Origin of the sequence: Paenibacillus sp. FSL R7-0048, from assembly GCF_038004505.1 — a bacterium.
Lineage (GTDB): Bacteria > Bacillota > Bacilli > Paenibacillales > Paenibacillaceae > Paenibacillus_AQ > Paenibacillus_AQ odorifer.
Window position 1 is genome coordinate 3,446,656 of the sequence record NZ_JBBORF010000001.1, and the last position, 19,123, is coordinate 3,465,778.

The window sequence follows — 19,123 nt, forward strand, 5'->3', positions numbered from 1 at the left end:
CTATGAATGTGAATGTAACCGATCATGCCGATTCAGCCTATTCGCTAGCTGAGCAGAGGGCGGCTCAGTATTTTGTTTCACTGCACATGCAGTTCAAAGAAAAAACTTATGTATCTACTCTCACTGAAGATATTCAATTATGGAAAAAACATCATATTCATCGCCGCTCATGGTTGTCATTTTTCTCTAGAGGGAAAAGGAAACCTGATTCGCAGGATTATCATAGGTATATAGGCTGGCTGAATCTTAACGGTAAATTGGATGATTATTTAGATCGCAGCGTGTCCTATTTATATATGAGGGATCTGGGCAAAGCCTTGGATTCTACTGATACACAAAACAGGATTCAGCGAATGGTTGCTGACATTAGATCTCAATTGATCCCAGACGATTCAACAACGATAAGAGATCAATCAGAATTTATGAGCTTGGCAGGAGTATATCGCTGGGCGCAGAAAGAAGGCGTCGAGACCGCCACCATCTGGGTGATCGACAAGCTAAAGAACGTATCAACCCAAATTCCGCAGGAAATGAATGCCGAACAAGCGCAGCGTAAGTTAATTAAGATCATTATCGGGGTCATTCTGCATGTAATGGAGGAAATGGGGGAGAGTACCCCACCTTTGGAACGTTCTAAGAAGCTTAGTGAAGCCATTAGACTTGGTTATTCTTATGGGCTGACTTACCCTTTTATTGATGATCTTCTCGATTCCAGTGTCTTAACGGTTCAAGAAAAAGAGCAATTTTCCCTCATGATACGCGACGCTATCCTTACTAGATCTGTGCCTGAGCTTGGAGAATGGTCCGGAGAGAACATGGAATTCATTCGATACGTACATTCGGAGCTTAGTGAAGCTTTCGAATATATTAAAAGCTATCAACGTCCAGAAATGCAGAACATATTTTTCGAGCAATCCTTTGTGTTTTTTCAATCTCAGGAGCTGGACCGTGTTAAGGAACTTTCCAACGCTAATTACACCAATGAAGAGCTTTATATCCCCATTATCTTAAAATCCTCTTCTTCCCGTTTAATTGTCCGATCCGTTATTAGTGCACCTACAGATGATGGATTTGATCAACGCACTTTTTATTATGGTCTTTACAATCAACTGGCTGATGATTTTGCAGATATGTTTGACGATATGAAAGAGGGAGCGGTAACGCCGTATACCTATTTTCTGAAATACCGTGATCAACGTTCAGATTTGATAAACCCTTTTGAATTATACTGGACCGTCATCTCTCATCTAATCCATTCCGTATATCACTCCGATGCCAAAACCCGTGAAGTGATTCTAGATCGAGCAATTAACGGTTTGAAGCGTTGTAAAGAACGTGTGGGTACTGAAAAGTATAAAGAGATTATGGAGATCTTTGCTTCGGGTCAACCCGAATTTAATCGTCTCGTGCAGCAAATGGTGTTGAAAGCTGATGATGTGGATTTTTTTGACAAACTACTAAGAGATCAAATGCTTACGAATTTAAAAAACAACAAGCAGGAAAAGGTGGATTTTCACAATACGATTCAAAAGGTTCGTGGTGAAATCAACAATCAATTGCCGATTAATAAACCTGTTGGGACACCAGCTATGAAAGAAATGTTAATTGATGCAGCCAATTATAGTTTAGAGGGTGATGGCAAGCGAATACGACCTATTCTGACTTGGGTTATGGGGGTGAACGAATACGGATTAGACAGCGCGGCAATTGTGCCGCTTTTGAGGTCTTTGGAATATATGCATACTGCATCCTTAATTTTCGATGATCTGCCCTCACAGGATAATGCCCCCACTCGAAGAGGCCGTTCAACTCTACATGAGGTGTATAATAGCGCAACGGCGGAATTGACAGGACTCTTTCTAATTCAGAAGTCGATTGAGGAACAGGCATCCCTTTCTACATTCGATGCTAAATCCGTAATTGCTTTAATGCAATATTCAGCTCAAAAGGCGGAAGATACCTGCATGGGGCAAGCGATGGATTTGAATTCTAAAGGGAAAGCATTGACGCTAGAGCAATTAAATATGATTTGTTTCTATAAGACGGGCATTGCGTTCGAAGCTTCACTAGTTATGCCAGCGATTCTCGCACAGGTTAAGGAGACAGAAATTGAAGCTTTGAAGAAATTTGCTTATCATGCGGGGATTGCTTTTCAGATTAAAGATGATTTACTCGACTTGGAAGGGGATTTACAATTACTGGGTAAGCCCACAGGGCAGGATGTTGAGAATAACAATGCAACGTTTGTCTCCATTCTGGGTTCAGAAGGCGCTAGAAAAGAGATGTGGGAGCACTATTGTCTTGCCATGGAGGCGCTAAAAGAGATCCCCCGCAATATCAATTTTTTAAAACATCTATTGAATTATATGGTTAATCGTGATCGATAAATATGAAAATGGAGTGTTGGCATCTTTGCCAGCACTTTTTTATGAAAAAAATCAATCGTTTTTACGTTCAACTCCGTCTTACTTATAAGAACATCAGAACGATGACTTTATCCTAATACCGACACTGACAAAAAAAGAGGGGGTGTGGTGAGTGGTGGATAGGACGATGGACGAGGTCAGAATGGTTGATTTTGCCCGAATGGATGAGGAAGTTTTCTTTAAACGCCTGTATGTGGAGCATCGGAAAATGTACACCGTCGCTTATAGTTATCTACGGACAGAAGCGGACGCGTTAGAAGTTGTACAAGAGGCTTCATGTCGAGCCTGGATGAAACGTAAGAAGCTTAAAGATGAACAGTCATTTACACCTTGGTTGATTCGAATTACGATCAATTGCTGTATGGATGAACTACGACGAAAAAAACGAGTGATTCCTACGGAGAAGCTGGCAGAGGTTGCAACTCAGGAAATGAAAAGTAACGACCGGATTGATCTGGAACGTGCTCTGAACCGATTAAAGCCCAAATATCGGCATGTGGTACTTCTTAAATATTACAATGACATGACTACAATCGAAATCGCAAAAGTGCTAAAAAAACCTGAAGGTACAATCAAAACCTGGTTACGTGATGGACTTAAACAGCTTCGTAATGTGCTGAAGTGATATGGGAGGTGAACGGAGTGACAGATAAAGAAGATCGTATTTTGCAGAAAAATGTTGATGAAATGAATCAGAATACTGAAACTTTACAGGAAATGAAAATTTATAACGCGATGCGAAAGGGAATTATGGAAGGAAAAAAACGTGAGAAACGCCGCGTTTATACCGCAGGTTTGGGAGTGATCGCAGCTGCAGCCGCAGCCCTTTTATTTACATACTCTTCAATCGGGTTACCGGCCAAGGAAGTGGCTGAACCTTCAGTTCAAACCGCCAGCCCTAAAAATACAGATGATTTTGCAGCTTATCGTTCATTTTCAAGGTTAGAACCAGCGCTTGCTAGTGCTCTGGAAGAGAATCTCGTGATGCCGGTGGGTCAGAGCGCGGAAAACAAGGGGTACCGAGTGGATGTAACTGGTGCAGTAACAGATGGAAGGAAGGTGTATATTCTATACAGTGTTCAGAACAATACAGACAAAGAAGTTATACATGCGAATTTTGCGCTTCAATATGAAGGCATACAGGAGTCGAATCTACATAAAGGTGCTGCACTAAGTATGCTTGCCAGCGATAACCGAATTCAACCAGGCCAGTCTAAGGATTTTATATACACTACTAGTCTTTCACCAACGGTTAAATATCCAAAGGAAGTAAACTATAATGTCATTCTCACTGAAACTTCAGATAAGGCGCTACAATCCAGTAGTAATAAGTACCGGACTAATCTGGATGTTGCTTTCGAACTTAATCCTGATATGCTCAAAGCACAGGAAAGAATTCTAAAAACGGATAAAACGCTGACAGTTGACGGGCAAAAGATTAAAGTGAATCTAGTGCAATATACACCGCTTAGTACCTATGTAGATTTGGAGTATGATCCGAACAATGATAAACAAATTTTCCAATTGATTAATCCAGTTCTGATTAGTACAAATGGGGGAGCTACCGAAAAATTATTTTACCCCGACATCATCAACTCTGACAATTCTGAAGTCTATTCGGACAACACCAAGTTTACACTGGTGTTCAGGAACAGCCAGAGCAGTCTAAACCGTCAGCCAGACACCGTTTCATTAAAAACCTTTGGTATCTCGGCAGTGGAAAAGAATAAAATGAAAATTGTTGTCGATCTCAATAAGCAGCAAATCATTGAAGCACCGGGAAGTGGCCTTGAGCTTGTTGTTCCAACGCAAGAGAATTATGCAGATGAAGGAGAGATCTTGTTGCGGCATACAATTACTGATGCCGAATATTTAAAATACTACACTAGACTTGCTGAGACTTTTACTGATGCGGAAGGAAATGTGCATAAAAGAGCAATCAAAACAACTTCGGGAGGAAACTTCGGTGGCTACATGACTTCAAAGGAGGGTACAGCCGTGGATGAAATGCGTTATACTTTTGGAAAGGGAGCGAAAGATTATCCTCAACCCCTAACGATTACGCTAGAGAAATATATTAATCCGATTATGGATACGCAAGCCGTAGAGTTATTTTCTAAGTAATAGATTAAGCTTAACGATTAATAATCTTGTATTTGTTGTAATCCTATAGGAGGTAGTTATGCGTAAATATAACACTGTAATCTTTGATGTGGATGGAACCTTAATTGATACAGAAATCGCTGTTCTGAGTTCTCTGCAAAAGATGTTAAAGGTGGATCATAACAGAGAGTATGAATTGTCAGAGCTCTATTTTGTGTTAGGTATTCCCGGTTCAGCTTCATTACCACAACTTGGGATCGAAGATATTCATGAGGGCAATGAGAGATGGAATGTTTTCATGAAAGATTTCTATGATACTATTAACATCTTTGACGGAATTGTAGATGTAATGAGTTCATTACAGTCAAAAGAGATCGTTCAAGGAATTGTGACTTCCAAGACAAGAGATGAGCTAAATGACGATTTCGTTCCATTTGGCTTAACTAAATATTTATCATATACCGTTATCGCAGAAGATACAGCAAAGCATAAGCCACATCCAGACCCCTTGCTAGAATTTATTAGAGTATCAAAAGCAAACCCTGAATCATCTATTTACATAGGGGACACGATCTATGATTATGAATGTGCAAGAGATGCTGGTGTCGATTTTGGATTAGCTTTATGGGGATGCAAGCAGCATGAGCATATTCCCGCGAAATATAAATTTGAAACTCCGCAGGATATTTTAAAGCTGCAATTGTAAAGTGAATAGGGTGAATATATAGCAGAGCGGCATTTTGCCCTCTGTTTTTTTAATGGAAAAACCTTCATTGTATGTTCTTAACATTGACTCTTCTCTATCTTATCGTTAATATTACCTCTGTGCTTCATTGCCCAAAAGCCTAAAAGCTTAAAAGCTTAAAAGTAAGGAAGCACCGCAATCTCCGAATTTTATCCCAATCACAATGTTAAGGAGCACTATCGTTATGGACCGTCAGCTTAGTTTTTCAAAAAGTATGATTATCATCGCTTTTATTTTCGCACTTCTTTTTGTATCTATTTTCCTATTAAAAGCAGAACCTCATATCCCTCTTCTCGCAACCACAGTTGGCACAGCAGTCTTATTGGGTTTATTTGGCGTGTCATGGAAAGATATTGAGGCAGCTATCATTAAAGGCATCCAAACAGCTATAATGCCCATTCTTATCCTCATGTTGATCGGAATATTGATCGCTGTATGGATGATGAGTGGTACGGTGCCTACACTTTTATTTTATGGTATGGATTATATTAATCCGAACTACTTTGCAGTAAGCGCGTTATATGTCACAATTGTCGTCTCTATGTTTACTGGAAGCTCATTCACCACCGTTAGCACGATCGGTGTAGCTTTGATGGGTATTGCTTTGACGACAGGGATTTCTCCCACACTTGCTGCTGGAGCGATCATTTGCGGAGCTTGTTTTGGTGATAAAATGTCACCCTTATCCGATACGACGAATTTTGCACCTGCAGTGGTAGGTATATCCTTGTTCACACATATTCGTAATATGATGTACACAACGATTCCAGCGCTTATTATAACTACTGTCTTTTTCTTGTTCGCACCAAAAGCCGATGCGATTGATTTATCGTCGATTCAGGGGATTAAGTTTGCTCTACAAGATGGATTTCATATCCACTGGTTAACGTTGATCTCACCACTTGCCGTTATTATTTGCTCAATCAAACGAATCCCAATCCTTCCTACACTGATAGTTGGTATTGTTACTGGTCTTCTAGTGACCGCTATTATTCAGCAGCAGGCAGAAATCGGTGTCTGGTTCAGTGTGATGCAGAATGGATACGAAAGTACTATTGCCAATGAAACCGTTGCTTCTATCGTTAACCGAGGTGGAATGCAATCAATGATGAGTTCCGTTTCACTTATCTTGATTGCTTTATCATTAGGCGGGCTAATACAACATTGTGGTGTCATAGAGGCTTTTTTTCGCAAAATCATTCAACCCCTCAAACGTAAAAGCAGTATCGTGCTTATGAGCGGCGCATCATCCATTGCGGTTAATGGGATGACTGGTGAACAGTATCTTTCTATTTTGTTGCCTGGTCAAATGTTCAAAGATGAATATAATCGCCGAGGCATTCCAGCAAAGACACTATCCCGTACGTTAGAGGATTGTGGAACCCTTGTTAATCCTTTAATTCCTTGGGGAGTTAGCGGTGCTTTTTTCGCTGCTACACTAGGTGTGCCGGTAATTGAATATATACCTTATGCCACCCTTCTGTGGTTAAGCCCATTCATTACGTTTGCGTATGCTTTGATCCCGCAGCTGCAAAAGAATTCGCTAGGCTAACCTTCTCTGAAAGAATGTATTTATTGAACGGATATAAAGAATAATAAGAGTGATTTCTGATTTATATCTGGGGAATTCAGCGGGGGTATTGCTAGTGAGTCGCAATAAGTTACAGGACAGAATCAGGTTAGCAAATGTCGAGACTAAACATGCAGAGCAATTTAATAATTTATTGCGTTATGTATTTCAAGTGACGAATCGTGATTTACAAATCTTTGGTTGGGAAAATCGTGAAATCACCCAAGCGAAGCTGCCAGTTCTAAAGTATGCTGATGTGGTCGGTTGGTTTGATGGTGATAAATTGATTTCACAGTTAGCAGTATACCCATTTCAAGTAAATATTTTTGGGCGAATTTATGAGATGGGTGGCCTGACGGGTGTTGGAACCTATCCCGAATATGCTAATTTAGGTTTAATGAATAAGCTGATGTTGCATGCATTAACTAAAATGCGGGGCCGCAAGCAATCAATTTCTTATCTATTTCCGTATTCTATTCCGTATTATAGGCGGAAAGGCTGGGAGATCATTACCGATAAAATCTCATTTGAAGTTCCGGATACCCAGCTGCCGAAAACTAAAAAAGTTCCTGGGAACGTGGAGCGGGTAACTATTGAACATCCAGATATCAAGGAGATATATGATCAGTTCTCCATGCAGCATCATGGAGCTATGCTTCGAAATAAGTTGGCTTGGGAAGAATATTTACGCTGGGATCTGGATGAAATGACAGTGGGCATCTACTATAACAATGATGATTTGCCCACAGGGTATTTGTTGTATTGGGTTGCTGAGGAGATCTTTTACATCAAAGAAATGGTATATATTAACGAAGAAGCTCGCGTGGGATTATGGAACTTTATAAGTGCACATTTTTCGATGATTACTCTTGTCAAAGGGGATATTTATAAAGGGGAGCCGCTTTCCTTCGTTTTAGATGATGGTGACATCAAGGAAACCATTGCTCCTTATTTTATGGCCCGGATAGTGGATGTGCAATTATTTATCGAACAGTATCCGTTTAAAAAACAGGATAAAGATGGTTGCCTTATCTTCACCTTGAGTGATCCGATGCTGGAATGGAACCGGGGTACATTTACGCTTAATGTGGATAAAGATGGAACAGGTGTTTTGCACGCAGGAGGGACTAACCCTTCCTTGTTGATTGACATTCCTACTTTAACCACGATGTTAATGGGCTATAAGCGACCTACCTATTTGGCTAGGATCGGTCGGATCCAGGCAGATGAAGCTACAGTTCAATTCCTGGAAGGGTTAATCAGGCCAGAACATCCTTATTTCTCTGATTATTTTTAAAAAGCATACTCTAATGAGTGTGCTTTTTTCTTCTTTTATAGTAGAATTGATTCTCGGCAACACTAAATGATATGGGGTGTAAGAATGGCGATTAATTTCACCAAACCAATGATCCAAAGGTTAGAACAAGAAATCATAGAGGTAGAGAGCAAGCTCAAAAACGTGAAGAACAAAAAAGAAAAATCCAAATTCAAAATTAATCAATTAGAACAGGATATGAAATTTAGCAAGTCTCACACAGATTTGAGCAGTAAAATGACGCGAATCAAAAAGCTTAACGATGAAATTAAGAACATGAATCGCCTGCAAGCTGATCTTTCCAAAGAATTAACAGCAAAGAAAAACTCGTTAAAAAAACTCCAGGTAAATGGAACCGCACCTACTACAATTGATTCCACAAAAGGATAGTCGATCATGGCTGCACAGATGAAAAACCGCGTAATTGGCGGTTTTTATTTTTTTACCAGCTCATCTGTTTCTCCCCTTAACAAGGAAATCTCATGCTTATAGGGTGCGTTTACATATTTCTTTTCACCGATGGAGGGAGTCTCTAGGAGTTTGGGAATGGTTGATAGTTGAGGATGGTGGACCACATATCGAAGCGCCTGAAGGCCGATATATCCGTGTCCTATATTTTCGTGCCTGTCTTTATGTGAGCCCATAATATTCTTTGAATCATTGACGTGAATTACCTTTAGTCGCTCTATTCCGATCAATCGATCAAATTTATCCAATATGCCATCAAAATCTTCTTTTACGTTATAACCGGCATCATGGATATGGCAAGTATCCAAACAAATTGATAGGCGCTCATTATGGGTCACTCCATCAATAATAGCTGCAAGTTCTTCAAAAGAGACTCCACATTCACTACCTTTTCCAGCCATAGTTTCTAATGAAACCTGAACATTTCGTTTATCTGTTAGCACTTCGTTTAAGCCTTCCACGATCCGAGAGATTCCAGCTTGAGAGCCAGCACCAACATGGGAGCCAGGATGTAGGACGATTTGGGTTGAACCCAAAGCTTCTGTTCTTATGATTTCTGATTGAAGAAACTCTATACTATGCTCAAAGACCTGTGCCGAAAGTGTATTTCCTAAGTTAACAATAAATGGAGCGTGTACAATAATATTAGAAATACCGTTATCTCTCATATGAGCATGTCCTGCTTCAATATTCAAAGCTTCAATGGGTTTGCGGCGTGTATTTTGTGGGGCTCCGGTATAAAAAAGGAAGGTGGTCGCTCCATAAGAGGCTGCCTCTTCACTAGCTCGAAGGAGCATTTTTGTTCCGGTCATAGACACATGAGAGCCTAGGAGTAAAGACATCGGGGTTGACACTTCCTTTCCTCTGAAAAGAGAGCCATATTTAGTCACTATATATCCTATATGTCTATTATTATTTGTGAATTACCCGGATTATATGTATTGGTATTACAAGAAAGTAGGATGTTTTTTAGGGAAGATCAAGGTTGTCTCATCTGATTTATTATTTATGAGAGACAACCTTAGCGACCCGGAATTTAGCGCTAATTAGCGGCGGAAATAGTCTCACCTTGAATTGGTTTTAAATTTTTCTCCCATTTAACTCTGATTGCCCGGGAAGTGAATAGATCAGCTCCATCTGAGATTTGGAAGTGTAGATGGGCCTCGCTCGTATTACCAGAATTACCTATTAAGCCAATAACTTCACCTTTTTCGACTTTATCCCCCGGTTTTACAGTAACTGACCCTTGTTTGAGATGCGCCAAATGACTATATTCCCCGCCATGATCAATGACAACGATATTTCCGGTAGCTTGATTCGGATTCATGACCCCAACTGGCTCATTGTCTTTAATGTCATTCACGACCGATACAACGGTGCCGTCCGCTGGAGCGAGAATGTTTTTGCCAAAGGCATAATAGCTTTCATTTTTTAGTGGATCTCCTGTATAGGAATAGTTATCTTTGGTTTGTATAAAATCGTAAGCGTACCGCTGGATTTCTAACTCATAATGATAATTCACAAGCACATTTTCACCACCCCAAAATACATACCAATCTCCCTCAAACGGCAGTGCGTATTCATGTTTGCTTAGTACATTGTCGGTTTCAGGAGAAGGGGTAAGCTCTTGAACTTGAATTAATGTAATCGTCCCATCCGGATCAAACATCCCGACAAGCCCCTTATTGCCAGCATCACTAACCCATGTGCGTCGATCAAATCCATTAAGCTGCATGGTCGATGCCTTTTCCAATGTATGGATACCCTTAGTGAATTCTTTTCCTGTCTCTGTTAATTCTGCTTCACTTATTTCATCTTTTAAAGGCTGATTAAAGCGGGCATACAACTCCTTGTACTTCCCGTCCAGTAGAATCTTTGATAGTTCATCTGGAGCAAATCCGCTCAGAATGGCAGCTGTGGCCGGGCTTGTTGTCTGCTCCGCCTTTTCAGTAGTCGGCACATCTGCATTCTCTCCTCCACAGGCAGCCATTAATAAAGACAGTGACCCTACAGCCAAGGCAGTTCTTGTATTCAAAATAACTTTATGAATGATTTTTTTAGGTTTTTTGTTCATATATATCGCCTCCCAGTATTACGATTGTAGCAGTCTATCCTTAGCTCTTCTGAAATTCTATATTAACACTTACATAATTTACTAGCTATTTAATGAATACGAATTAAGCTTCCGTTAAGATTAGTAAGATTGCTAGCCAAAAAAATCATGCTATGATGTTAAAAACGTCTATTGTGAAAGGGAAAATTTATATGAATGAGGCTTCAATTTTATTGGTTGATGATGAGGTATCGCTTTTAGACATTATGGAGACAGTGCTGCGTAAGGAAGGCTACGCCAATATAGATACAGTGCAAACAGGTGAAGAAGCAGTAAGTGCCTGTGAATCCAAAAAATATGATTTAATTGTGCTGGATGTAATGCTGCCCGGACGAAGTGGTATCGAAATCTGCCCTTTTATCCGTCAGACGACGGATGCCCCTATTCTTTTTCTGACTGCTCGAACGTCTGATTTCGATAAATTAACGGGATTTGCTATAGGCGGAGATGATTATATTACCAAGCCCTTTAACCCGCTTGAAGTGGTGGCTCGTATAAGAGCACAGCTGCGGAGATATTTTGCTTCTGCTAACCAACAGGCTACTGGCAAGAGTGTAGAAATAGTCCCCCATAAATCTGCAAATGTATATGATTACGGAAGGTTTAAGCTAGATGAGACAGCGGGAGAACTCCTGGTAGAGGGTCAGTCTGTTGCTTGTCCGGCACTTGTATTTCAACTGCTGGTCTTCTTATGCAAACATCCCAATCAGATTTTCAGCAAAAGTGAGTTATATGAGAAAGTATGGGGCGATGAAGCACTGAGCGATGATAATACGGTCATGGTTCATATTCATCGAATTAGAGAACGTATCGAAGCAGACCCGTCCGATCCAAAATTTATTGTTAACGTTAGGGGTCTTGGTTATAAGCTGGTGAAGGTAGACCGCCAGGAGTTGTCCATGCCATGAATATCAAACGTCGGTTAACGTTAAGGTTCGTTCTACAGCTAGCAATTACGGGAATGGTTGTTCTCGCTATTGCAGCAGTAACGTTTACTTGGATGCTGTTGCGTTTTCTCGATATCAGTATTACGCGTGATTTTGCTAATGTTGGCTTAGAGCAACTGGTTGAATCCTCCAAAATTGATGAGAAGGGCATTCAATTTTCCCCGAGCTTGCTGGAGCAAGTGAAGAAGAATAAGGGCTGGCTGCAAAATATCGATGAAAATGGAAAAGTTGAAAGTGCCTACAACACTCCAAAAGATGTCCCAATTCAATATGGACCGGGTGAAGTAGTCGCCTATTGGACAGGGACTCAGCCTTTTCCGTATACTCTGGCTGTATGGATTCAAGAGAAAAATGGGAGACAATTCACACTTCTTTATGGCGCGCCAAATATACTAGATCCTCTGTTAAAAAAAATGAGCGATGGTACATTTGATGCAGTAGATGGAGATCTGGTTCTGCCTGATTCGATTGAAAGAGAAATTAAATCATCACAGGCTTTTGTTCAACTCATCGATTCATCGGGTACGGAGCTGCTCTCCTATAATAGGCCAAAGATGATTCCCACCAAGTACTCAGTGCCAGAGCTAGCACTACGCACTCTCTACAGTGAACGTTACGGCTATCATGTCCGATCTTCTTTTGATAAACAAACGGGCCAAACATGGATCGTTGGACAACCGAACGTAAAGGGTGCAGATACAGGACAAAAGGTATGGGTACCTGAAGAGGTTAAAATTGTCATTAAAGGCTCATTAGCAATGCTCGCGGCTTTATTGCTTGCATTTATATTGCTATCTTTATGGCAAGCTCATAGGTTTGGAGCGCCAATGCTGCATATGCTTGTATGGCTCGATTCTATTGGAAATGCCATATATACAGAGCCTTTGGACCGTAAAGGAAATCGTCGTAGTCGAACACACGTAGGTAAATGGAGGCGGAGATACCGGGTTTTTTCTGATGTAATGGTCTCCATAGAGAAATTATCTGCTAATTTGCAGAGAGATCAGGCGTTGCGGCAACAAACAGAGAATTTGAGGGAAGAATGGATCGCAGGTGTTACACATGATTTAAAAACTCCTTTATCTTCTATAACTGGTTATGCTCATTTACTGGCGGAGCCTTCGTATGATTGGTCGAAAGAGGAAGTTCGCAAGTTTACAAGGACGATGCTGGATAAATCAGCCCATATGGACATGCTGATCAGTGATCTTGCCATGACCTATCGGCTAAAAACAGGGATCAAGCCACCAGAGCTGATGGAAGTGGAATTGAACTCTTGGTTACATCAAACCCTTGATCAAGCTGCTGCAAATCCCGAATACGGGAAGCAGCGAATTATATTTGTGCCGGCACCAAACGAAGTAAGGGCCCGATTGTATACTCCATGGCTAGAGCGGGTTGTGAACAATTTGACTGCGAATGCTTTACTTCATAACCCCTCGGATACGATTTTAACGGTTTCGCTTACTATGAATGATTTGGACAGTGGATTTACTATTCAATTCTCCGATGATGGCGATGGAATGGATGAAGTCACACTTAACCGATTATTTGAACGTTATTATCGAGGAACGGACACGGTATCTAGCTCCAACGGATCCGGCCTTGGCATGGCGATCTCCAAGGGATTAATCGAATGTATGGAGGGCAGAATTGCTGTTGAGAGTAGCCCTGGACAAGGGACCATTATTAAGTTGAGTTGGAGCTAATCATAGAACCAGCGTTTTTCCTAACGGAAATGACGGTGGTTTTTTTGTTCTGAATATAATTTTTTAATTCTCCTGTTTATTATCCAGCCAGAGTTGGGATCATAAATAAGTTGACATCCAAACTGATTGTAACTACAATAGTTACAGGTAGTGGTTAAAATAAATTTATCATCCTAATTTGAGGAGGAAGTAAAAATGAAAATAGCAATAACAGGAGCAACAGGTCAATTCGGATCATTGGTGATAGAAGCTTTACTTAAAACTGTACCTGCAGGTGATCTTGTAGTTAGTGTGCGGAACCCAGAAAAAGCAAGTGATCTTCAGGCACGTGGAGTGGAAGTCCGTCATGGTGATTTTGATCAACCTGAGACGCTGGAATCAGCATTTGCCAGTGTGGATCGATTATTAATTGTATCTGCAGATGGTGATAATGAAACCCGGATTCGTCAACATAAAGCAGCTGTTGCTGCTGCGGAAAAAGCAGGCGTCGGCTTCATTGCCTACACAAGTGTAGGACAAGCAGACAAGAGTGAACTATTTCTTGCTGAAGTTCACCGCATCACCGAAGAAGCTATTCGCGCAACAGGCATTCCTTACAGCTTCCTCCGTAATAACTGGTATTTGGAGAATGAGATCGGCTCCATTCAAGGTGCTCTAGCAGGTGCCCCATGGGTGACTTCAGCAGGGAATGGTAAAGTTGGCTGGGCTACACGCGGAGATTATGCAGAAGCTGCAGCAAATGTTCTGACAGGTGACGGACATGAGAACACAGTGTATGAATTGTCTGGCAACCCTTTAACACAAGAGGAATTGACTGAGATCATAGGCAGTGTAATCGGTAAAGAAATCAAAGTAATCCAGGTTGACGACGAGGCTTATGCCAAGACCATGTCGGAGGTGGGTGTCCCAGAAGCTGCGCTTCCAATAGTTGTAGCTATACAACGTGGGATTCGTGAAGGTTGGCTTAATATTGAAAGTAGCGATTTAGAGAAACTGCTGAAACGTTCAGCTACTCCTCTTGCGGATGTCATTCGTGTTATGGTCGGTAATTTACAAGCATAATAATATAAAAGATAAAAGGCTTCCTCGAGGTTGAAAAACCAGTGAGGAGGCCTTTTTTTCTGTGTTGATAGAGGATGAATCAAATACATAACTTTTCACTATTTTGCCTTGTTCATAATTGTGTTAGTTTAGTCTAACTAGTTATACTAAAAGAAATGGAAGATACTTTGAGTGAGTACATAATCTGGCGAATAAGCGAAGGAGATGATTACAAATGAAAAGAAATATCTTGGTGGTATCGGGAGCGGCGGTTGTTGCATTAGGTGCGTATTTGTTATTGGGAGGTATCGATAAGGATACGCCTTCAGCACAAGATACAACCGACATTAAGCAATTAGTGCAAGAATATAGTTCAAGCAGTCTGGAAAACCTGTCCGCGTCTATCACTTCTGAGCAACTTATTGTAACCGATAGTAACAATAAAGAGAAAACTTACGACTTGCCTAAAGATGAGTTTTTTGTTTCTATAGCTCCATATGTGGAGAATACGCATCCTTGCGCAACACATAGCTTGACTGGCTGCCAAGGGGAATTAACGGATGATGAGTTTAAAGTATATATCGAAGACAGCGAAGGCAATGTGATTGTGGATCAAGAAATGAAATCGCTATCTAACGGATTTATTGATCTTTGGTTGCCCCGGGACAAACAATATAACGTAACCATTGAGCAGGACGGAAAAACAGCAAAATCTGAGCTTTCCACTTTTAAGAGTGATAATACATGTGTTACCACTATGCAATTGGCAGAAAGTATCTAAAAAGTTGCAGAGAGAAGACTTGAAAAGCGAATGCTCAGCAGGATGTTTCTTAAGCGATGTCGAAGTCGTTATTGATAATCCAATTAGATCTTCCTTCTGATGTATTCTGTATTGGACTTTCGCCAAATGTCCATCGTATCGGACTCCATTGCAGCTATTTTAAATTTTCGCGGCATTTCTCAAGCTTATCGGACTGCATAGCTCTTATTGGCTTGAAATGGCGCAGAATTGGAGTGTATTTAGGGAAATAACTGCATCTGGGTCCGATAACCTCGTGAAATGTCATAAATCTACGAAATAAGTGCACCTCGGTCCGATCCACCGGAGAGTTAGAAAGTGTTTGGGTAAAAGGAATCCAAACTATCACACGAATGATCAAAAGAAATTGCTTTACAGAAGAGAGGAGAGAGATGAATGGTTAAAGAGCTGATCATTGGGGATGTTTTGCAAGAGCTGGCTGGTACACGTCGGATACTGGAGAAGCTGCCTCAGGAGAATATGACATGGAAACCACACTCTAAGTCAATGAGCCTGGGTGGGCTGGCCACACACCTCGTTAATCTTCTGAGCTGGCAATCCGCAATTCTACTTTACTCGGAGTTTGATTTGGCATCTGTGGCATATCGACGAGAAGCACTGGAGAGTCCCGACGCGGTTCTACAAGAGTTCGACCTGAAAGCTCGTGAGATTGAGGAATTAATTACTGCAAGCAATGTGGAGATGCTCGGCGCGGAGTGGACCTTGCGGAACGGGGAGCAGATCATCCGTCGTCAGACACGGGCAGCTGCGCTTCGTACCATCGGATTGAATCATATGGTTCACCACCGGGCGCAGCTTGGAGTTTATCTGCGGCTGCTTGACGTGCCGGTACCTGGTCTTTACGGACCCTCGGCTGATGATTTAGAATTAGCAAACGGTGAAGGTTGATAAGTGAGGAAGCCCTGCACTGCCAAGTAAGTTCAACATATAGCTCTTACCTGATATATTGGAGTATTAAGTTACCTCCAAACATACGGTAATGGGCTTATTTACTTTTTTCTATTATTACACTAAATAAAACTCACGGAGGATCGGAAAGTTTGGGTTGACACTTTAGCTAATTTGGAGATATTATAGATTCATTAAGTCTATGATGTGGCAAATATTTTTTTGGTTTAATAATAGACAAAAAGAGTCTTTAATATCTGCATATAGGAGATGATTCATATGATTTACGATTGCATTATTGTTGGTGGTGGACCCGCAGGCTTGAACGCAGCCCTTGTTCTTGGTAGGGCAAGAAGAAAAGTAGCTTTAATTGATAATAATCAGCCAAGGAATGCTGTTACCCATGCATCACATGGTTTTATTACAAGAGACGGGGTTACACCAGCCGAGTTTCGTCGCATTGCGTATGAGGAGGTACTACGTTATCCGTCAGTTGAGCATATCCAGACTGAGATTATTTCGATTAACAAAAATGATTCTGGATTTGCGGTACATGATTCGTTTGGTCGTCACATTGAAGCTCGCAGATTGATTTTGGCGACCGGGTTAAAGGAGGTCCTTCCTGAGATAGAGGGCCTACGACCATTATACGGAAAAAGTCTGTTTAATTGCCCGTATTGTGACGGCTGGGAATTACGAGATCAACCCCTTGTCGTTGTTTGCGAAAATCCACATGTTTTTCATATGGCAAAAATGCTGCTCAATTGGAGTAAAGATTTGGTTATCTGCACGAACGGCAAGACATTCCTTTCAGATGAACAGAAAAAAAGTCTTGAGGCTAAGGGAGTTGTAGTCAATGAACAAACAGTTTCCTCTTTTATGGGTCATGACGGGCAACTTCAGGCGGTTCGCTTTGCAGATGGTACTGAGATCTTAAGAACGGGAGGGTTTATTTCTCCGAATTTGATCCAAACGTCATCAATGGTAGATCATTTGACTGTAGAGCGGAATGATTCTGGTGGGTTTAGCACGGATGGGTCGGGGAGAACCTCGATTCCAGGATTATATTCGGCTGGAGATGTTTCTTATTTTATGCCTTCTCAGTTAGTGTTTGCCGCGGCTGACGGGAGTCGGACAGCTATGAGTGTAAATATGGATCTTACAGAAGAAGAATTTGAACTTTTTTAACGAATTATGGGTAGGAAGTTGAAAATAATAAGTATGCATGATAACATAATTACAAATTAATGATCGGAGTTGAAAAGTATAGTGTAGTAATTATTCTTGCGTCCCATGATGAATAAAACAACAACAATGGTTTATTTCGTTTGTTTTATTCTTTGTATGCAAGAAAGTTACTACTTCTTTTCACTCGAAAATATATCCATATCTAACTCCATTTGGGGCTGGATTTGCTGTATTTATTTGAGTCACAAGAAAGTAACTTTCTTGTGGCTTTTATTTTGTTAAAATACAGGAGGATTATTTTATGTCATTAATAAATGTCACAAATCTAACCTTTGCCTATGAAGGCAGCTACGATAACATATTTGAGAACGTAAACTTTCAAATCGATACCGATTGGAAATTAGGTTTCACAGGGAGAAATGGTCGAGGAAAGACTACATTTCTTAGCTTATTGCTTGGAAAGCATGAATACAGCGGTAATATTTCTGCTCATGTCAGCTTTGAATATTTCCCCTTTCAGGTGAATAACAAGGAGTTTAACACCATAGATGTGATCAGCGAGATTTTTCCGGATTATATTCATTGGAAATTAATGCGAGAGCTTTCTTTGCTAAAGGTTTCTGAGGATGTGTTATATCGTCCCTTTGATTCATTGTCTAACGGAGAGCAAACGAAAGTGCTGTTAGCCACATTATTCATTAAGGAAAATAGCTTCCTGTTGATTGATGAACCTACAAATCATTTGGATATGACGGCAAGAAAGATTGTCAGTGATTACCTCAATACGAAAAGTGGATATATTCTGGTCTCTCACGACAGATCCTTTCTTGATAATTGTGTGGACCACATCTTGTCAATTAACAAAACCAATATAGAGATTCAAAAGGGCAATTTTTCTAGCTGGTGGGAGAATAAAGTCAGACAAGATAACTTTGAGATAGCGGAAGACGAAAAACTTAGAAGAGATATCAAACGCTTGTCAGCCTCATCTAAACGAACAGGTAACTGGTCACATGAGGTGGAAAAAACTAAAAATGGAACTAGAAATTCTGGATCTAAGTTAGATAAAGGTTATGTTGGACACAAGGCCGCTAAAATGATGAAACGCTCTAAAGCCATCGAGCAGAGACAGCAATCTGCCATCAACGAAAAGTCTAAGCTTCTTAAAAACATCGAAAATTCTGAGAACTTAGAGATTACGCAGCTTGCTTATCATAAACGTCATCTTGCGGAGCTGGACAATGTTTCGGTTTTTTACGGAGAGAAAAGGGTGTGTTCAGAAGTAAGCTTTACCATTGAGCAGGGGGAGAGAATTGCACTCTCGGGTAAAAATGGTTCCGGAAAATCAAGTATCATCAAATTGATCTGCGGTGAGGATATAGATTATACCGGCACCTTCACTAAGGATAGCCAGCTTATCATTTCCTACGTATCACAAGACACTTCAGATCTACGGGGCGATTTAACAGATTATGCTAGAGAGAATGGGATAGATGAAAGTCTTTTTAAATCTATTCTGCGAAAGCTTGATTTCTCCAGAATTCAATTTGATAAGGATATATCCACTTACAGTGGCGGCCAAAAGAAAAAAGTCCTGATCGCCAAAAGTCTTAGTGAAAAAGCTCATTTGTATATTTGGGATGAACCGCTTAATTTTATTGATGTTATTTCACGTATGCAAATTGAGGAGCTATTGCTTGAATATACACCAACACTCGTTTTTGTGGAGCATGATCGCGAATTTTGCCATAATGTTGCCATGAAGATCATTGAACTTAGCTGATATTTTT

At 40.7% G+C, this 19,123-nt stretch carries 16 protein-coding genes; 14 read left to right on the forward strand and 2 right to left on the reverse strand.

Annotated features, from left to right (window positions below; translation table 11 throughout):
* Positions 1–2: 2 nt before the first annotated feature.
* From NSQ91_RS15550 to NSQ91_RS15580, 7 genes are all read left to right on the forward strand, one after another.
* Positions 3–2,387: a polyprenyl synthetase family protein gene (locus NSQ91_RS15550; protein ID WP_076303788.1), complete on the forward strand. Its 2,385-nt coding sequence runs from the start codon at positions 3–5 to the stop codon at positions 2,385–2,387.
* Between the two features lie 166 nt (positions 2,388–2,553).
* Positions 2,554–3,051: an RNA polymerase sigma factor gene (locus NSQ91_RS15555; protein WP_076303801.1), complete on the forward strand. Its 498-nt coding sequence runs from the start codon at positions 2,554–2,556 to the stop codon at positions 3,049–3,051.
* A 17-nt stretch (positions 3,052–3,068) separates the two neighbouring features.
* Positions 3,069–4,550: a DUF4179 domain-containing protein gene (locus NSQ91_RS15560; protein WP_076303787.1), complete on the forward strand. Its 1,482-nt coding sequence runs from the start codon at positions 3,069–3,071 to the stop codon at positions 4,548–4,550.
* Positions 4,551–4,608: 58 nt separating this feature from the next.
* Positions 4,609–5,235: an HAD family hydrolase gene (locus tag NSQ91_RS15565; RefSeq protein ID WP_076303786.1), complete on the forward strand. Its 627-nt coding sequence runs from the start codon at positions 4,609–4,611 to the stop codon at positions 5,233–5,235.
* Positions 5,236–5,458: 223 nt separating this feature from the next.
* Entirely contained in the window at positions 5,459–6,826 is a 1,368-nt protein-coding gene (nhaC, locus tag NSQ91_RS15570) for a Na+/H+ antiporter NhaC (protein WP_076184555.1), read from the forward strand.
* A gap of 94 nt (positions 6,827–6,920) precedes the next feature.
* Positions 6,921–8,141 (forward strand): GNAT family N-acetyltransferase, encoded by a 1,221-nt coding sequence (locus NSQ91_RS15575; RefSeq protein WP_076184556.1) that lies wholly within the window; start codon positions 6,921–6,923, stop codon positions 8,139–8,141.
* 84 nt (positions 8,142–8,225) lie between these two features.
* On the forward strand, positions 8,226–8,549 hold the full coding sequence (locus NSQ91_RS15580) for a hypothetical protein (RefSeq protein WP_036677934.1): 324 nt from the start codon (positions 8,226–8,228) through the stop codon (positions 8,547–8,549).
* A gap of 44 nt (positions 8,550–8,593) precedes the next feature.
* On the opposite strand, the gene NSQ91_RS15585 is transcribed toward NSQ91_RS15580, so the two are convergent.
* Entirely contained in the window at positions 8,594–9,469 is an 876-nt protein-coding gene (locus NSQ91_RS15585) for a deoxyribonuclease IV (protein WP_076303784.1), read from the reverse strand.
* 200 nt (positions 9,470–9,669) lie between these two features.
* The gene (locus tag NSQ91_RS15590; RefSeq protein ID WP_076303783.1) at positions 9,670–10,701 is read right to left on the reverse strand and encodes a M23 family metallopeptidase; all 1,032 of its coding nucleotides are present in this window, start codon (positions 10,699–10,701) and stop codon (positions 9,670–9,672) included.
* Positions 10,702–10,892: 191 nt separating this feature from the next.
* Between NSQ91_RS15590 and NSQ91_RS15595 the strand changes: the two genes are divergently transcribed.
* The 7 genes from NSQ91_RS15595 to NSQ91_RS15625 all read left to right on the forward strand — a co-directional run bounded on the left by NSQ91_RS15595 (position 10,893) and on the right by NSQ91_RS15625 (position 19,116).
* Complete coding sequence (locus NSQ91_RS15595; RefSeq protein WP_076125728.1) at positions 10,893–11,648, forward strand: response regulator transcription factor; 756 nt, start codon at positions 10,893–10,895, stop codon at positions 11,646–11,648.
* Entirely contained in the window at positions 11,645–13,396 is a 1,752-nt protein-coding gene (locus tag NSQ91_RS15600; protein ID WP_076217552.1) for a sensor histidine kinase, read from the forward strand. The genes NSQ91_RS15595 and NSQ91_RS15600 overlap by 4 nt, the downstream gene beginning before the upstream one ends.
* A gap of 195 nt (positions 13,397–13,591) precedes the next feature.
* Entirely contained in the window at positions 13,592–14,458 is an 867-nt protein-coding gene (locus NSQ91_RS15605; protein ID WP_076303782.1) for an SDR family oxidoreductase, read from the forward strand.
* Between the two features lie 214 nt (positions 14,459–14,672).
* Positions 14,673–15,218: a CueP family metal-binding protein gene (locus NSQ91_RS15610; protein ID WP_076278438.1), complete on the forward strand. Its 546-nt coding sequence runs from the start codon at positions 14,673–14,675 to the stop codon at positions 15,216–15,218.
* A 414-nt stretch (positions 15,219–15,632) separates the two neighbouring features.
* Entirely contained in the window at positions 15,633–16,145 is a 513-nt protein-coding gene (locus NSQ91_RS15615) for a DinB family protein (RefSeq protein ID WP_076125721.1), read from the forward strand.
* Between the two features lie 279 nt (positions 16,146–16,424).
* Positions 16,425–17,333 carry an NAD(P)/FAD-dependent oxidoreductase gene (locus tag NSQ91_RS15620; RefSeq protein ID WP_340918681.1) on the forward strand — a complete coding sequence of 303 codons (909 nt, stop codon included), beginning with the start codon at positions 16,425–16,427 and terminating at the stop codon, positions 17,331–17,333.
* Between the two features lie 301 nt (positions 17,334–17,634).
* Positions 17,635–19,116 (forward strand): Lsa family ABC-F type ribosomal protection protein, encoded by a 1,482-nt coding sequence (locus NSQ91_RS15625; RefSeq protein ID WP_340918684.1) that lies wholly within the window; start codon positions 17,635–17,637, stop codon positions 19,114–19,116.
* The last annotated feature ends 7 nt before the right edge of the window (positions 19,117–19,123 follow it).

Excerpts from the sequence above, each read along its gene's own strand:
- NSQ91_RS15550 (WP_076303788.1), top strand. The coding sequence starts at position 3 with ATGAATGTGAATGTAACCGATCATGCCGATTCAGCCTATTCGCTAGCT.
- NSQ91_RS15555 (WP_076303801.1), top strand. The coding sequence starts at position 2,554 with ATGGACGAGGTCAGAATGGTTGATTTTGCCCGAATGGATGAGGAAGTT.
- NSQ91_RS15565 (WP_076303786.1), top strand. The coding sequence starts at position 4,609 with ATGCGTAAATATAACACTGTAATCTTTGATGTGGATGGAACCTTAATT.
- nhaC (WP_076184555.1), top strand. The coding sequence starts at position 5,459 with ATGGACCGTCAGCTTAGTTTTTCAAAAAGTATGATTATCATCGCTTTT.
- NSQ91_RS15580 (WP_036677934.1), top strand. The coding sequence starts at position 8,226 with ATGGCGATTAATTTCACCAAACCAATGATCCAAAGGTTAGAACAAGAA.
- NSQ91_RS15585 (WP_076303784.1), bottom strand. The coding sequence starts at position 9,469 with ATGTCTTTACTCCTAGGCTCTCATGTGTCTATGACCGGAACAAAAATG.
- NSQ91_RS15590 (WP_076303783.1), bottom strand. The coding sequence starts at position 10,701 with ATGAACAAAAAACCTAAAAAAATCATTCATAAAGTTATTTTGAATACA.
- NSQ91_RS15595 (WP_076125728.1), top strand. The coding sequence starts at position 10,893 with ATGAATGAGGCTTCAATTTTATTGGTTGATGATGAGGTATCGCTTTTA.
- NSQ91_RS15600 (WP_076217552.1), top strand. The coding sequence starts at position 11,645 with ATGAATATCAAACGTCGGTTAACGTTAAGGTTCGTTCTACAGCTAGCA.
- NSQ91_RS15605 (WP_076303782.1), top strand. The coding sequence starts at position 13,592 with ATGAAAATAGCAATAACAGGAGCAACAGGTCAATTCGGATCATTGGTG.
- NSQ91_RS15610 (WP_076278438.1), top strand. The coding sequence starts at position 14,673 with ATGAAAAGAAATATCTTGGTGGTATCGGGAGCGGCGGTTGTTGCATTA.
- NSQ91_RS15615 (WP_076125721.1), top strand. The coding sequence starts at position 15,633 with ATGGTTAAAGAGCTGATCATTGGGGATGTTTTGCAAGAGCTGGCTGGT.
- NSQ91_RS15620 (WP_340918681.1), top strand. The coding sequence starts at position 16,425 with ATGATTTACGATTGCATTATTGTTGGTGGTGGACCCGCAGGCTTGAAC.
- NSQ91_RS15625 (WP_340918684.1), top strand. The coding sequence starts at position 17,635 with ATGTCATTAATAAATGTCACAAATCTAACCTTTGCCTATGAAGGCAGC.